At 66.8% G+C, this 13625-nt stretch carries 13 protein-coding genes; 6 read left to right on the top strand and 7 right to left on the bottom strand.

Going from position 1 to position 13625, the window contains the following annotated elements; translation table 11 throughout:
* The first annotated feature begins 3 nt into the window (after positions 1 to 3).
* Genes QN239_RS11680 through QN239_RS11670 form a run of 3 tightly spaced genes read left to right on the top strand, consistent with a single transcriptional unit; the run spans position 4 to position 2815 of the window.
* Positions 4 to 1194: an ABC transporter substrate-binding protein gene (locus tag QN239_RS11680; protein WP_499010447.1), complete on the top strand. Its 1191-nt coding sequence runs from the start codon at positions 4 to 6 to the stop codon at positions 1192 to 1194.
* Entirely contained in the window at positions 1173 to 2015 is an 843-nt protein-coding gene (locus QN239_RS11675) for an ABC transporter permease (protein ID WP_499010444.1), read from the top strand. Before QN239_RS11680 ends, QN239_RS11675 begins: the two co-directional genes overlap by 22 nt.
* Positions 2015 to 2815 carry an ABC transporter permease gene (locus QN239_RS11670; protein ID WP_499010443.1) on the top strand — a complete coding sequence of 267 codons (801 nt, stop codon included), beginning with the start codon at positions 2015 to 2017 and terminating at the stop codon, positions 2813 to 2815. The genes QN239_RS11675 and QN239_RS11670 overlap by 1 nt, the downstream gene beginning before the upstream one ends.
* A 3-nt stretch (positions 2816 to 2818) precedes the next feature.
* Here QN239_RS11670 and QN239_RS11665 read toward each other — a convergent pair whose 3' ends face one another.
* Positions 2819 to 3421, bottom strand: a complete 603-nt coding sequence (locus QN239_RS11665) for a MerR family transcriptional regulator (RefSeq protein WP_499010441.1) — start codon at positions 3419 to 3421, stop codon at positions 2819 to 2821.
* A 297-nt stretch (positions 3422 to 3718) separates the two neighbouring features.
* On the opposite strand from QN239_RS11665, the gene QN239_RS11660 reads away from it, so the two are divergent.
* Positions 3719 to 5008 carry an MFS transporter gene (locus QN239_RS11660; protein WP_499010439.1) on the top strand — a complete coding sequence of 430 codons (1290 nt, stop codon included), beginning with the start codon at positions 3719 to 3721 and terminating at the stop codon, positions 5006 to 5008.
* Here QN239_RS11660 and QN239_RS11655 read toward each other — a convergent pair.
* Positions 5005 to 6243 carry a low temperature requirement protein A gene (locus QN239_RS11655; RefSeq protein ID WP_499010437.1) on the bottom strand — a complete coding sequence of 413 codons (1239 nt, stop codon included), beginning with the start codon at positions 6241 to 6243 and terminating at the stop codon, positions 5005 to 5007. The genes QN239_RS11660 and QN239_RS11655 overlap by 4 nt on opposite strands.
* A 40-nt stretch (positions 6244 to 6283) precedes the next feature.
* Between QN239_RS11655 and QN239_RS11650 the strand changes: the two genes are divergently transcribed.
* Positions 6284 to 6991 (top strand): IspD/TarI family cytidylyltransferase, encoded by a 708-nt coding sequence (locus QN239_RS11650; RefSeq protein ID WP_499010435.1) that lies wholly within the window; start codon positions 6284 to 6286, stop codon positions 6989 to 6991.
* Here the strand turns inward: QN239_RS11650 and QN239_RS11645 are convergent.
* The 5 genes from QN239_RS11645 to QN239_RS11625 are packed head-to-tail and all read right to left on the bottom strand — an operon-like array spanning position 6975 to position 12838.
* Positions 6975 to 7508: a 2-C-methyl-D-erythritol 4-phosphate cytidylyltransferase gene (locus QN239_RS11645; protein WP_499010433.1), complete on the bottom strand. Its 534-nt coding sequence runs from the start codon at positions 7506 to 7508 to the stop codon at positions 6975 to 6977. The two genes, QN239_RS11650 and QN239_RS11645, sit on opposite strands and share 17 nt — an antisense overlap.
* 54 nt (positions 7509 to 7562) lie before the next feature.
* Positions 7563 to 8582 (bottom strand): patatin-like phospholipase family protein, encoded by a 1020-nt coding sequence (locus QN239_RS11640; RefSeq protein WP_499010431.1) that lies wholly within the window; start codon positions 8580 to 8582, stop codon positions 7563 to 7565.
* Between the two features lie 21 nt (positions 8583 to 8603).
* Positions 8604 to 10031 (bottom strand): FadD3 family acyl-CoA ligase, encoded by a 1428-nt coding sequence (locus tag QN239_RS11635; RefSeq protein WP_499010429.1) that lies wholly within the window; start codon positions 10029 to 10031, stop codon positions 8604 to 8606.
* On the bottom strand, positions 10028 to 11218 hold the full coding sequence (locus QN239_RS11630) for an amidohydrolase family protein (RefSeq protein WP_167161537.1): 1191 nt from the start codon (positions 11216 to 11218) through the stop codon (positions 10028 to 10030). Before QN239_RS11630 ends, QN239_RS11635 begins: the two co-directional genes overlap by 4 nt.
* Positions 11219 to 11278: 60 nt before the next feature.
* Positions 11279 to 12838 carry an AMP-binding protein gene (locus QN239_RS11625; RefSeq protein ID WP_499010428.1) on the bottom strand — a complete coding sequence of 520 codons (1560 nt, stop codon included), beginning with the start codon at positions 12836 to 12838 and terminating at the stop codon, positions 11279 to 11281.
* Between the two features lie 58 nt (positions 12839 to 12896).
* On the opposite strand from QN239_RS11625, the gene QN239_RS11620 reads away from it, so the two are divergent.
* Entirely contained in the window at positions 12897 to 13613 is a 717-nt protein-coding gene (locus QN239_RS11620; protein ID WP_499010425.1) for an enoyl-CoA hydratase/isomerase family protein, read from the top strand.
* Positions 13614 to 13625 lie beyond the last annotated feature (12 nt).

Below are 13625 nucleotides of genomic sequence, written 5' to 3'. Positions count from 1 at the left end.
CACATGTTACGAACCACGATCCGCACCGGGCTCGCCCTGGCCGCGACTGTGGCCCTACTGGCCGCATGTTCGAGCGCTTCCGACGGCGGCGGGTCCGGGCAGGCCCCGCCCAAACTCGAGGCCCCGACCTCGCTCGGCGACGGCGAGGGCCAGCTCAACCTCATCGCCTGGGCCGGCTACGCCGAGAACGGCTCCAACGACAAGGCCGTGGACTGGGTCACCCCGTTCGAGAAGGAGACCGGCTGTAAGACCAACGTCAAGGTGGGCAACACCTCCGACGAGATGCTGCAGTTGATGCGCACCGGTCAGTACGACGGCGTCTCCGCCTCCGGGGACGCCTCACTGCGCCTCATCTACGGCGGCGACGTGGCGCCGGTCAACACCGACCTGGTCCCCAATTACGCGACCATCTCCCCGTTCCTCAAGGACAAGCCGTGGAACTCGGTGGACGGCAAGATGTACGGCATCCCGCACGGCTGGGGCGCAAACCTGTTGATGTACAACATCGGTGTCGTCAAGGACGCGCCCGACTCCTGGGCCGCGGTGTTCACCGATTCCGGCAAGTACAAGGGCAAGGTCACCGCCTACGACTCACCGATCTACATCGCCGATGCGGCGCTGTACCTGTCGAAGGCGAAACCCGAACTGGGCATCAAGAATCCGTACGCGCTGACCGCCGCACAGCTGGACGCCGCAGCGGATCTGCTGAAGGCGCAGCGAGAGAACATCAGCGAGTACTGGTCGGATTACACCAAAGAGGTGCAGGCCTTCGAGTCGGGCACATCCGTCATCGGCACCACCTGGCAGGTCATCGCGAACACCATCGGCAGCGACAACAAAGTGCAGGTGAACACAATTCTGCCCAAGGAGGGCGCCACCGGCTGGTCGGACACCTGGATGGTGGCCGCCAAGGCGGCGCACCCGAACTGCATGTACAAGTGGATGAACTGGATCACCTCCCCCGAGGTCAACGCCCAGGTCGCCGAATACTTCGGTGAGGCACCGGCGCAGACCAAGGCCTGCGAGCACACCAGCCAGAAGGACTTCTGCGACGTCTTCCACGCCACCGACTCGAAATACGCTGAGCAGATCCACTATTGGACGACACCGCAGCGCAAGTGCGTCGACGGCAGCGGAGACAACTGCACGACCTACGATCAGTGGGTCGACAAATGGCAGCAGATCAAGGGGTGATCGCACGCCGTGCTCGGCTGGCACTCCTCCTGGTGCCACCGCTGGCCTGGCTGACCATCGCATATCTGGGATCACTTGCCGTTCTCCTCGTTTCGGCGTTCTGGGGCACTGACAGCTTCACCGGAGCCGTCACCCGGACGGTCACCACCGACAACCTGGTGCGGGTGCTCACCGACGCGGTGTTCCGCGCGGTCACCCTGCGTACCCTGGGCATCGCCGTGGCGGTGACGGTGATCTGCATCGTGCTGTCGGTGCCGCTGGCGCTGTTCATGGCGAAGTTCGCCTCGCCCCGGGTGCGCCTCCTGCTGGTCGTGGCGGTGACGACACCGCTGTGGGCGAGCTATCTGGTCAAGGCATATGCCTGGCGCGTGCTGCTTTCGCCGGAAGGCCCGCTGGCGTGGGCGACAGGCGGCACACCGGGTTACGGGCTGACCGCCACCGTCATCACACTGAGCTATCTGTGGTTGCCGTACATGGTGATTCCGGTGTTCGCGGCCTTCGAGCGAGTACCGGACACCCTGCTGGACGCCAGCGCCGACCTGGGCGCCTCCGATGCGACGACGCTGCGGACGGTGATGGCGCCGTTGGTCTTTCCCGGTATCGCCGCGGGTTCGATCTTCACCTTCTCGTTGTCGCTGGGTGACTACATCGCGGTGACGATCGTCGGCGGCAAAACCCAGATGCTGGGCAACCTCATCTACGGCCAGCTGGTCACCGCCAACAATCAGCCCCTGGCCGCCGCCCTGTCACTCATCCCGCTCGTGGCCATCGTGGCGTACCTGCTGGCGATGCGGCGCACGGGCGCCTTGGAGAACGTCTGATGCGATCGGTTCGGACCCGGTGGGCACTACGGTGCTGGACCGCCCTGGTGCTGCTGTTCCTGTACGCACCCCTGCTTCTGGTCGTCGTCAACGCGTTCAATGCGTCGCGCAGCTTCGCCTTCCCACCGACCGGGTTCACGCTGCGCTGGTGGGTCGACGCCGCGAGCAGCGCCGGGATGTGGCAGGCCCTGGCCAACTCCGCGGTGGTCGGCCTCGCCGCCACCGCGATCGCCCTGGTGCTGGGCACCATGGCCGCGTTCGCCGCGCAGCGGTACCGGTTCTTCGGCAGGCAGGCGGTGAGTTTCCTTGTCGTGCTACCGATCACGCTGCCCGGCATCGTCACCGGCATCGCGCTCAACGCGACCTTCACCTCGGTACTCGGCGTCACACTCGGCATCACGACGGTGATCATCGGGCACGCCACGTTCTGCATCGTGATCGTCTTCAACAACGCGCAGGCCCGGTTGCGGCGCCTCGGTACGCATTTCGAGGACGCCTCGGCCGACCTGGGGGCCTCATCATGGCAGACGTTCCGCTACGTCACGCTGCCGATGATGCGCGGTGCGCTGGTGGCCGGCGCGATCCTCGCGTTCGCGCTGAGTTTCGACGAGATCGTGGTCACGACGTTCACCGCCGGGCCGGCGGTGCAGACCCTGCCGATCTGGATCTTCGCCAACCTGTTCCGGCCCAACCAGGCGCCGGTGATCAATGTGGTGGCCGCGGCGCTGACCGCGCTGGCGATCCTGCCGGTGTGGCTGGCGCAACGGTTCGGCGGCGATCCGGCGAACACGCGCCTGTGACGGTCAGCGCGGTTCGCCCAGCGCCCGGTCCAACCGGTCAGTCGTCACCAGCCGGCCCAGCTCGTGATGCTCGGCGACCGCGCCCGCCACCCCGCCCACCGTCTCCGACACCCCGTCGACCAGCCGCCGCACGTCGCCGTCGACCGCCTCGATCAGTTGCAGGATGAACCGGACGTAGCCGCGCTGGTCGTCGGTCCGCGCGACGATGCCCCCGATCGCCGGGTTCGTCCATGCCAGCCCGTCGGCGGTGCGTTGCACCAGCCCTGCTTGCAGCAGAGCGTCGGCCTCCGGACCGTCCAGCGCGAGGACGAATGCCTGCGGCCACAAGCCCAGGAGCTCGATCAGATCGCTGCCCCGCCGCACGGCGTCGAAGAACTCGGCGATATGCGCGGAGGTGAACCCGCGGCGCAGCAGTTGGTCGATGGCCCGCAGCTGGGCCAGATGGTGATCGTCGTAGATCGCGGCCCTGCCGGCCCGGCGTGGCGGGTCCAGCAACCCACGTTCGCGGTAGGCCCGGATGTTGCGGGCGGTCACCCCGGAAACTCGGGCCAGCTCGCCCACGCGGTAGTCAGGCAAGATCGAGAGCCGATCTGTGTCTGCAACCATCCATGTTTCCATGCTAGCTCGCAGTTCGGCAGGCTGAGCGAATTATCTGACGGCCACCGATCACAGGGTTCGAATATCGGGTTCACAGTCTCCATCTGCGCCGATTCCGGTTCGACCTACCCTCGACCACGCCGATGCCGGTGGGCCCAGCCAACTCCGGACACGCACCGCCCGTTGCTGGTGAGCAAATTCACCGGAAATCGATTGGCGATTCGTCCCATCATTTTGGGAGAATATGACAGGACAAAGCTCGTCTTTCCCGATTCCGGCTGTCACTGCCGAAGAGAGGCTGCCGCCGTGCGTCCCTGGATCGTCTGGGCCACCGGGCTACTGGCCTATATCGTCGCCGTCCTCAACCGGACCACCTTGGGTGTCTCCGGGCTGGAGGCCGCCGACCGCTTCCACGCCAGCCCCAGCGTGTTGTCGACCTTCGTCGTGCTGCAGGTGATCGTCTACGCGGGCGCTCAGGTACCTGCCGGTGTGCTGCTCGATCGTTTCGGCTCGAAGGTCCTGATCGTGTCGGGCGCGGCACTGATGGCCGCCGGGCAGCTCGCCATCGCGCTCACGGAGTCGTTACCGCTGGCGTTGGCCGCCCGCGCGGTCGTGGGTCTCGGCGACGCCATCACCTTCATCTCGGTGTTGCGCCTGGTACCGCACTGGTTCCCGGCCCGGCAGATCCCGCTGCTCACCCAGTTGACCGGCATCTCCGGGCAGGTCGGCCAGGTGCTCTCGGCCATCCCGTTCCTGTCGCTGCTCGGCGTCTCCGGATGGACGTCGGCGTACCTGTCGGTGACCGCGCTCGGGGTACTGGTCCTGGTGCTCGCCGTGGTGGTCGTGCAGAACACCCCGCACGGCCGCTTGGCCGCAGGCGAGACCATGGGCGTGCGCGACACCCTGGCCAGCGTGCGCACGGTATGGATGCGGCCCGGCACCCGGCTGGGGTTCTTCACCCACATGGGCACGCAGTTCTCCGTGACGATCTTCGCCCTGATGTGGGGCGTGCCCTACGTGATGGTGGCCCAGCACCAGTCCCGGGCGGCGGCGGGCATGCTGCTGACCATCTCCGTGGTCACCGCCATCGTCGCCGGCATCGTGCTGGGCATCTTCACCGGTCGTTACCCGCACCGTCGCTCATGGATGGTGCTCGGCATCATCGGCAGCAACGCGGCGATCTGGACCGTGGTGCTGGCGCTGCCGGGACCCGCGCCGCTGTGGCTGCTGATCGTGCTCATCGTCATCATCTCGGTCGGCGGGCCAGGCTCCATGGTGGGCTTCGACTTCGCCCGCACCTTCAACCCGAGCGCCACCCTGGGTACCGCCCAGGGCATGGTGAACATGGGCGGTTTCCTGGCCTCGCTGATCCTCATGCAGGCGATGGGCTGGATCCTCGACGCCGCGGGCGGCTATTCGTTCGACTCATTCCACCTGGCGTGGACACTGCAGTACGCGGTCTGGGTACTGGCGGTCATCGGCATCCTGGTGACCCGCAAGAAAGCGCGAAAGCTGCTCGCCGAAGAGGAAGAGCGGGAACTGCTGGAGACCGTCGAGATCGGGGCCGTCCACCCCGCCGACCGTCGGGCACGCTAGGCGACCAGTCGCCGGGCGAGTGCGTCGGCCATGTGTCGGTGGCCGACGAGTTCGTACCCGAGAACCGACACCATCGGCGCGGCCGTGGCGACCAGCAGGCACCACGCCATCGACACCCCGGACAACGCCAGCAGGACCGCAACCACCAGTACCGCAGCGGTGAGCACGAGTAACAGGAGATGGAACCGGTCGGTCTGGCGCACCAGCGTCGAATAGATGAGGAACACCAGGCAGACGAACAGACCCACCGGGATCACCACCGAGAACACCGTGCCCACCGATCCCAACTCGGAATGCCCTTCCAGGTAGTAAGCGGCCACGTGCAAACCGGCACCGGTCGCGACAATCGATCCGAACAGGAAGATGGGCAGATAGCCGAACCAGAACGACTGCTCACGGTGGGCGTGCAACAGGTCTGCGGTCGGCACGGTGAAATACACCCACCACATCCCGAAGGTCAGACCGATACCGGCGATCGCGACCAGGACGGCATCGGTCGTCCAACCCTGCTCCTGCACCACCGCCGACAGGGTGGCGACCGTCCCGACCACACCCTCGCCGAGGGCGATGATGGCCATCAGCCCGTACCGCTCACTGATGTGGTGCGCATGCCAGGGCGTGCCGCCCACCTGCCGCTCGGCCAACACCGGCACCGAGATCTCCAACAGGATCAGCACGCCGCACCAGACCAGCGTCACCATCAGCGACGTGTGCGCGAAGATCTGGGCGATCCAGCCGATCTGCACCACGCTCACGGCGATCGCGTAGGTCAGGCAGGCCCGCCGCCGCGCCGGATCACCGGCCGCTGCGCGCAACCACTGCGCCACAAGTCCGACACGCATCACCACGTAACCGGCGACCAGCACCGCGTTGTCGACGTGCCCTCCATGCTCGATCGAGGCGAACACGGGGGGAATCCCAAGCGTCAGGATCACCACACCGACCATCTGCACCATGGTGGTCAACCGGTACACCCAGTCGTCGGTGTCATAGGCCGACGCGAACCAGGTGAAGTTGATCCAGGCCCAGCAGATCGCGAAAGTCGCGAACCCGAACGCGATCAACCCCGCTCTGATGTGCCCACCTGTCAACGCATGGGCGAACTCCGAAGCGGCGGTGCCGAAGCCGACGACGAAGGTGAGGTCGAAGAGGAGTTCCAGCGGGGTGGCGACTCGGTGCTGCTCATGCGGGTCTCGCCCCGACATCACCCGGACCCGATGTGTGTACGCAGTCATGACACCGCCCCTTCCCCGCCCGACGCGCTAGCGTGGGCGGATGCCCACCCCCGACACCCTAGGGTCCGCCGTCGGCGTCGTGCTCGCCGCCGGTATCGGATCGCGGGTCGGCGCCGACGGCAACAAGGCCTATCTCCGGCTGGCGGGCCGTTCGATGGTGGCGTGGTCGGTGCACGCCGTCGCGGCCACCCCCGAGATCGACCGCACCATCCTGGTGTATCGCAAGGGTGAACGGGATATCGCCGAAAGCACCGTGCGCGAAGACCTTCCGGACATCGCAGTGGAATATGTGGAGGGCGGGGACACCCGCCACGACTCGGAGTCCAATGTGCTGGCCCACCTCGCCGGCGATATCGATGCCGGCACCGTCGACGTGGTGCTGATCCACGACGCCGCCCGCCCGCTCGCCACGCCGGATCTGATGCGGGCCGCACTGACCACCGCGCGCAACTTCGGCGGCGCGGTGCCTGCGGTGGACGCCCACGGCACGTTGCGGGCCGATACCCTCGCCGGATTCACCGAACACCTGGTGCGGGTGCAGACACCGCAGGCGTTCCGGGCCGCGCCACTGCTGGCCGCCTACCGGCGGGCCGGTGAGGAGGGATTCGACGGGACCGACACCTCGTCGTGTGTGCAGCACTTCACCGATGTCGACGTGCGGGTGTTCCCCGGGGCGTCGGCCAATCTGAAGGTGACCTTCCGCCACGACATCGCGCTGGCCGACCACCTGCTCAGCGGCAGGCGATGAGCGCCTCGATCAACGCGGTGTCGGCCGGCAGGTCCGCGAGGATCGCGTCGGGATCACCTTCGACGGTGACGATGTCCACGTCCGCCAGTGCGTCGACGGCAGCACCGTAGGGGTACTGGGCGGTCCGCAGTGCCGACCGGTCCACGGTTGCCAGGATGCGTCCTTGTGCGTCAACGGTTTTGACGGTGTCGGTGACCGGCACGATCGGCACCACCTTGGCGGCGCCGCCGGCCAGCGCCGCCCGCACCCGCCCGATCACCTGCGGTGAGATCAGCACCTGGCACGGGTCGGCCACCAGGAAATGGGAAACCGCCTCCGCTCGAAGGTGTTCCACGGCGGTGGGTAAGCCGTCACCGTCCGGTGCGGCCAGTACCGTCGCCGCGGTGCCTGCCAGCGCACGCTCGACATCGGCCACCAGGGCCGGCGCGACCGTCACCACCACGCTGTGCAGGTCCGCCGCCGACAACGCATCCACCACGCGCGACAAGGCCGGGCGGCCCGCTATCGGTGTCAGCACCGCGGCACGGTGGTCTGCGGAAACCGGCACTATCGCTGAGATCTTCACCGCGGCTCAGACTATCGGGCTGGTCGGACGGAACCGGAGCAGGTAGGTCTCCCAGTCCCAGCCGGCCAGGAAGGCCTGCGCGGCGTGATAGCCCTTGGCGTACAGGGCCTGCACTTGGGCATCGGTGATGTCGAAGTCGAGAAACCCGACCTCGGTCGAGTCGACCCGGATGGTGCGGGCGCTCACCCACGGCTGGTTGAGGTAGGCCTGATCCCGCCCGACCAACACCGTGGTGATGACATCGTCGAGCAGCCGCGGGGGCCCCAGCCGGTGCAGCAGACCCCAATCGGGCAGCACCTGGTCGATACCGTCCGGCAGATCGGGCAGCAGCGTGATGCCGAAGCTGGGCCAGCGCGGCGCCACCCCGTCGGTGCGGTCCAGGGAATCGACCGGGAAGTTCGACAGCAGACCACCGTCCAGCAAGGTCGAGGTGAGACCCGCGGCGCTGGTCAACTTCACCGGACGGAAATAGAACGGAATGGACATCGACGCGCGCACGGCGTCCGCCACACTCTGTTCATCCGGGTCCAGGCCGTAAACCCGCCGATAGTCCCACGGCAGCCGGACCAGTTGGCCCGTGGTGACATCGGCGACGGTGACGACAAGTTTGTAGCGCTGTTCGGGCGGCAGTTCGTCGTCGTCGATGGCGAGATCACCGAACGTGCGGACGCCGAGATTGCGCAGCTGACTCTGCACCCAGTCGTGGGCGTAGTCACCCCGGTACATTCCGTCGCCCAGCAGCACCGCCAGCGAACTGCCGATGACCGGCAGCCGCTGCGCCGGGACGGGATCGCGGAACTTGTGGTAATCCAATTGCAGCGCAAGGTCTTTGACCTCGGCGCCGGTGAGTGCCCGGGTTTGTTGCGATCCCGCCGCCACGATGGCGCCGACGATCGATCCGGCCGACGTACCGGATACCCGCTGGACGGTGTACCCGGCCTCCAGCAGCGCGACGACGGCACCGACGAGTCCGACACCCTTGACTCCCCCACCGGAGAGCACCAGATCGGCGGACAACGACGACACGATCCGACGATACCGCGGCGGTCAGACGAGTTCGTTCTTCATCACCTTGCCGGTGGCGTTGGTGGGCAGCGCATCCACGAAGTGGACGTACCGCGGCACCTTGTATCCGGCCATCCGTTCCCGGCTCCAGCCGATCAGCTCGTCGGCACCCAGCGGGTGGTGGCACACCACGAAGGCCTTACCCACCTGGCCCATCCGATCGTCGGGCACGCCGATGACGGCGACCTGAGCCACCGCGGGGTGCTGCATCAGGACACCCTCGATCTCGGCCGGATAGGCGTTGAACCCGCCGACGATGAACATGTCCTTCTTGCGGCCGACGATCTTGAGCCGGCCGGATGCGGTGAACTCACCGAGGTCACCGGTGTGCAGCCAGCCGTCGGCGTCGATCGCCTCCGCCGTGGCGGCCGGGTCGTCCAGGTAACCGCGCATGACGCTGTAGCCCCGCACGAGCACCTCGCCGTCTTCGGCGATGCGGACGTCGACGTCCTGGCACGGCACCCCCGCCGTGGTGGCGACGTCGTCGGGGGCGTCGCCGGGCCGCGACAACGTGACATTTCCGGCCTCGGTCAGGCCGTAGCCGGTCATCAGGCTCTGGAACGGCAGCTCGTCGCGTATACGGCGGATGAGTTCGACGGGGATGTCGGCCGCGCCGGTCACTCCCGCGCGCAACGTCGCCAACTTGGATTTGTCGGCGACGGTCAGCAGCGAGTGATACAGCGTGGGCGGCCCGGGCAACATCGTGATGCGCTCGCGTTCAACGAGATCCACCACCGCGTCGATGTCGAACACGGCAACGGGCAACATGGTCGCACCGCGCAGAAAGGAGGCGACGAGGCCGGCTTTGAGCCCGAAGGTGTGGAAGTAGGGGTTGATCATCAGGTAACGGTCACCACGGCGCAGATCCGCCAGGGTGGCCCATTCCTCGTACATCCGCAGCGTCTGGCGATGGCACATCATCGCGCCCTTGGGCCGGCCGGTGGTACCCGAGGTGTAGATGACATCGGAGACGTCGTCCCCGTCGACCGCACCCACGAAAGGCGTACCGCTGCTCAGGAAATCCGAGCGCAGGTCGATGCTCGGCACACCGGGAATCGCGAACCCCTGGCCGAGGAAACCTTGTTGCACCAGAACGGCTTTGGCGCCGCTGCGGGCCACCACATCGGCGGCCTCGTCGGCCTTGAACCGGGTGTTGACCGGCACCAGGACACCGCCGGCGGTCATGATGCCGAACGCGGCGACGATCCACTCGACGGAGTTGGGCGCCCACAGGGCCACCCGATCCCCGTTGCCGATACCGAACTCGTGGAACGCACCCGACGCCTGCCGGATGCGTTCGACGAGTTCGGCGAAAGACAGGCGCTGCGGACCGTCGACGACAGCCTCGGCGTCGCCGAACCGGTCCGCAGCGCGCAGGACCATCTCGGGGATGGTCTGCCAGTAGCTCACGCGGTGATAAGGCGTCCGAGGTTGCCGCCCATGATCTTCGCCTGGTCTTCCAAGGCGAGATGCTCGAGCGCGGTGATGTAGTGCGTCGGCTCGGCCAGGCCCTCGGGGTGCGGCCAGTCCGAACCGTAGAGCACCTGGTCCACACCGATCAGGTTGATCAGGTCGTCGATGCCCTCTTCGTAGAACGGGCTGACGTAGATGCGGTTCTTGATCTCTTCCATCGGGTTGCCCAAGAAGGCCTCGGGCGCCTTCTTGTACACCTCGGCCATCGAATCCAGCAGCGGGAACATCCACTTCGAGCCGGCCTCGACGATGCCGACCTTCAGCTTCGGGAAGCGGAACAGCGCACCGTGGATCACCCAGGACGCCACCGCATCCTGGATGGGGCGCCATTCGTTGAGGATCGACATGGCGTTGGTCTGGAACGGCAGCATCTCCTGCGCGGCGCCGTCCCATTCGGAGGTATAGCGCGAGTAGCCGCTGTCCGACGAGTGCATGCCGACGAAGATGTCGTGGTGCACGACCCGCTCCCAGAAGGGATCGAATTCCGGCAGCGCGAAGGAGCGCGGCCCGCGGAAGCCCGGCACCGGGGCGGGACGGATCAGGATGGCGCGGGCGCCGCGCTTGACGGCCCACTCCAGTTCCTCGATCGCCTTCTCGACGATGGGCAGGGTGATCACCGGGGTGGTGAAGATGCGGCCCTTGTGGTTGAAGCCCCAGACCTCGTGCAGCCACTCGTTGAGCGCGTGGATGATCACGTGGATGGCGAGCGGATCGTCGGACAGCCGCTCCTCGATCAGGCTGGCCAAGGTCGGGAACATCAGGCTGCGGTCGACGCCGAGTTCATCCATCACCTTGATGCGGGGCTCGGGCTCGAAGAAGGCCGGGATGGCCTTCATCGGCTCACCGAACAGTTCCCGCTTGCTCTTGCCGTCGGGGTTTCCGTACTTGAAGTACTCCTCCCAGGCGCCGGGCTTGGCGACCACCGAGAAGGTGGGGTTCGGGATGTAGTTACTGATCTGGCCCTTGAGCGCGATCTTGGTACGACCGTTGACCTCGACGTACTGAACGATGTCCTTGTACTCCTTCGGGAGGTACTTGGTCATCGCCTCCGGCGGTTCGTACAGGTGGTTGTCCGCATCGAAAAGCGGAAACGGCACGTCGACACGATGCGACAGTTGTCCCATGAGATGCTCCTTTTCGGTTCGTGAGAATCATATTCTCACGAACCGAATGCCGCAATGCCCCTAGTGGGCCTTGGCCGCCGCCTCGCGGACGAGCTGGCGGATACGGAACTTCTGCACCTTGCCGCTGGCGGTACGCGGGTAGTCCTCGCCGTCCGGGACCTGATGCAACTCCTCGGGCCACTTCTGCCGCGCCGCCCCGGATTCGTCGAAATGTCCCCTGACCTGCTCAAGCGTCGGCATGACCTGGCCGCTGCGGACCCGGAGTACCGCCGCCACCCGCTCGCCCAGTCGGGCGTCGGGAGCGGCCACCACCGCAGCCTCGGCAATCTGCGGCATGCTCAGCAGCACTTCCTCGACTTCGAGGGCGCTGATGTTCTCGCCACCCCGGATGATCAGGTCGGTGGCGCGATCGGTGATGGTCAGGTAGCCGTCCTCGTCGAGTACGCCGATGTCGCCGGTGCGATACCAACCCTCCTCGTCGAAGCACTTCGCGGTCAGCACGTCATCGGTGTAGCCCAGGCACAGGTCAGGGCCCCTGCTGAAGATCTCACCGTCGGGCCCGAGCCGGATCTCCACCCCCGGCCGAACATTGCCGTCGGTGAACAGGCGCTTGTCCTCGGGCGCGCCGACACCGGACCCCGTGATGGACGGATGTTCGGTACTGCCGTAGGAGCGGTAGACGAACAGGCCCTGGTCGGCCAACCGACGGGTGACGGCCGCCGGCACGGTCGAGCCACCGAGGCCCACCGTGGTGAACTTCGCGAGGTGACCCTCGTCGAACCGGGGGTGATCCATCAGGCTGGTGACGAAGTAGGGCGGCCCGCCACCGATGGACAGCCCGTCGCGCTCGATGAGGTCCAGCACCTTGCCCGGATCCCATACATCGCAGAGGTCGATCGGCGCGCCTTCCAGCACAGGGATCAGGAACGCCCCGATCATGCCGATGAAGTGGCCGATCGGTGTCGCGGTGAGCTGTCGGCCCCGGTTGGGTGGGTAGTTGTCCAGCAGCTGGCGGGTCTCGAAGCCGAGCGTCTGGTGACTGTGCACGACACCCTTGGGGTCCTTGGTGGTCCCGGAGGTGAAGGCGATGAGCGCCCTGGCGGCCGGGTCGGCGGGGACCGTGCCCACCAGCGGTTCGTCGGCCAGTAGATCATCGAAGGTGCGGTGTCCGACCAGGCCGACGATCGGTATGTCGGCGCACAGATCAGGCTGGAAGGACATGCGGCCGAACCGTTCGGTGGACAGGAAGACCTTGGGTCGGGCGGTGGCGATGATGTGCCCGAGTTCCTTGCGCCCGTAGAAGTGCACGATCGGCACGGTCACCGCACCCAGGAAGGCCGACGCCCAGAACGCGACTGCGGCCTCCATCCAGTTGGGCAGCTGCAGCGCCACCACGTCGCCGGGTCCGACGCCACGTTGTTGCAGACCGGCGGCCAACCTCCTGGCCTGCAGTTCGACCTCGGCGAAGGTGCCCGCGTAGGGCCGGGTCTCGGAGTGCACATAGAAGCCGGTATCCGGGCTTGCCGCCAGACCGTCGGCCACCATCTGACCGAGGGTCTCCGGCCGCCACCACCCTTGCTCCACGTACCGTTTGGTCAGGTCAACGGGGATGGTACGCATCCTGGTGATGCTATTCTCGCCCTACGAGAATGCCAATATCTAATCTGGAGAATGCTTGATGGTCGACCTCGAGATCGAGGACGGATTGGCGGTTGTCACCGTGAATCGCCCGCACGCGCGCAATGCCATTTCGCTGGACACGATGAACGAACTCGGTGCGGCGTTGGACAGTGCGGCGGACGCCTCGGCCTTGGTCATCACCGGTGGTGGCGACAAGGCATTCGTCTCGGGCGGCGATCTCAAGGAGCTGGCCGCGCTGCGCACCGAACTGGAGGCCGCCGAGATGGCCTGGCGCATGCGCACCATCTGCGATCGCATCGCCGGCTTCCCCGGCCCGGTGATCGCCGCCCTCAACGGTCACGCACTCGGCGGTGGCGCCGAGTTCGCCGTGGCCGCCGATATCCGCATCGCCGCCGAGGACATCAAGATCGGCTTCAACCAGGTGTCGCTGGCGATCATGCCGGCCTGGGGCGGAGCCGAGCGCCTCGGTGCACTGGTCGGCCGCGGCCGCGCACTGCTGCTGGCCGGCACGGGCCGGGTACTCGGCGCCGCGGAGGCGCAGCGCCTCGGCCTGATCGACGAGGTGGTCCCGCGCGCCGACTTCGCCGAGCACTGGCGCACGACGGCTCGGCTGCTCGCCCGCCGGCCCGGCGCGTCCATCAAGCGCGTCATCAACGGCACCACCACGACCGATGCGGTCGCCGCCTTCGCGAGACTATGGGTGTCCGACGAGCATTGGGAAGCCGCGGACAAGGTGCTGAACAAGGGCAAGTAGCCGGTCTCGGCA

The organism is Mycolicibacterium sp. Y3, assembly GCF_051188035.1.
Taxonomy (GTDB): domain Bacteria; phylum Actinomycetota; class Actinomycetes; order Mycobacteriales; family Mycobacteriaceae; genus Mycobacterium; species Mycobacterium fluoranthenivorans.
This window is presented reverse-complemented; position numbering and strand designations above follow the sequence as displayed.

What these genes read in the sequence shown, in the direction of transcription:
- QN239_RS11680 (WP_499010447.1), top strand. Translation starts at nt 4, where the DNA reads ATGTTACGAACCACGATCCGCACCGGGCTCGCCCTGGCCGCGACTGTG.
- QN239_RS11675 (WP_499010444.1), top strand. Translation starts at nt 1,173, where the DNA reads ATGGCAGCAGATCAAGGGGTGATCGCACGCCGTGCTCGGCTGGCACTC.
- QN239_RS11670 (WP_499010443.1), top strand. Translation starts at nt 2,015, where the DNA reads ATGCGATCGGTTCGGACCCGGTGGGCACTACGGTGCTGGACCGCCCTG.
- QN239_RS11665 (WP_499010441.1), bottom strand. Translation starts at nt 3,421, where the DNA reads ATGGTTGCAGACACAGATCGGCTCTCGATCTTGCCTGACTACCGCGTG.
- QN239_RS11655 (WP_499010437.1), bottom strand. Translation starts at nt 6,243, where the DNA reads ATGACTGCGTACACACATCGGGTCCGGGTGATGTCGGGGCGAGACCCG.
- QN239_RS11650 (WP_499010435.1), top strand. Translation starts at nt 6,284, where the DNA reads ATGCCCACCCCCGACACCCTAGGGTCCGCCGTCGGCGTCGTGCTCGCC.
- QN239_RS11630 (WP_167161537.1), bottom strand. Translation starts at nt 11,218, where the DNA reads ATGGGACAACTGTCGCATCGTGTCGACGTGCCGTTTCCGCTTTTCGAT.
- QN239_RS11625 (WP_499010428.1), bottom strand. Translation starts at nt 12,838, where the DNA reads ATGCGTACCATCCCCGTTGACCTGACCAAACGGTACGTGGAGCAAGGG.
- QN239_RS11620 (WP_499010425.1), top strand. Translation starts at nt 12,897, where the DNA reads ATGGTCGACCTCGAGATCGAGGACGGATTGGCGGTTGTCACCGTGAAT.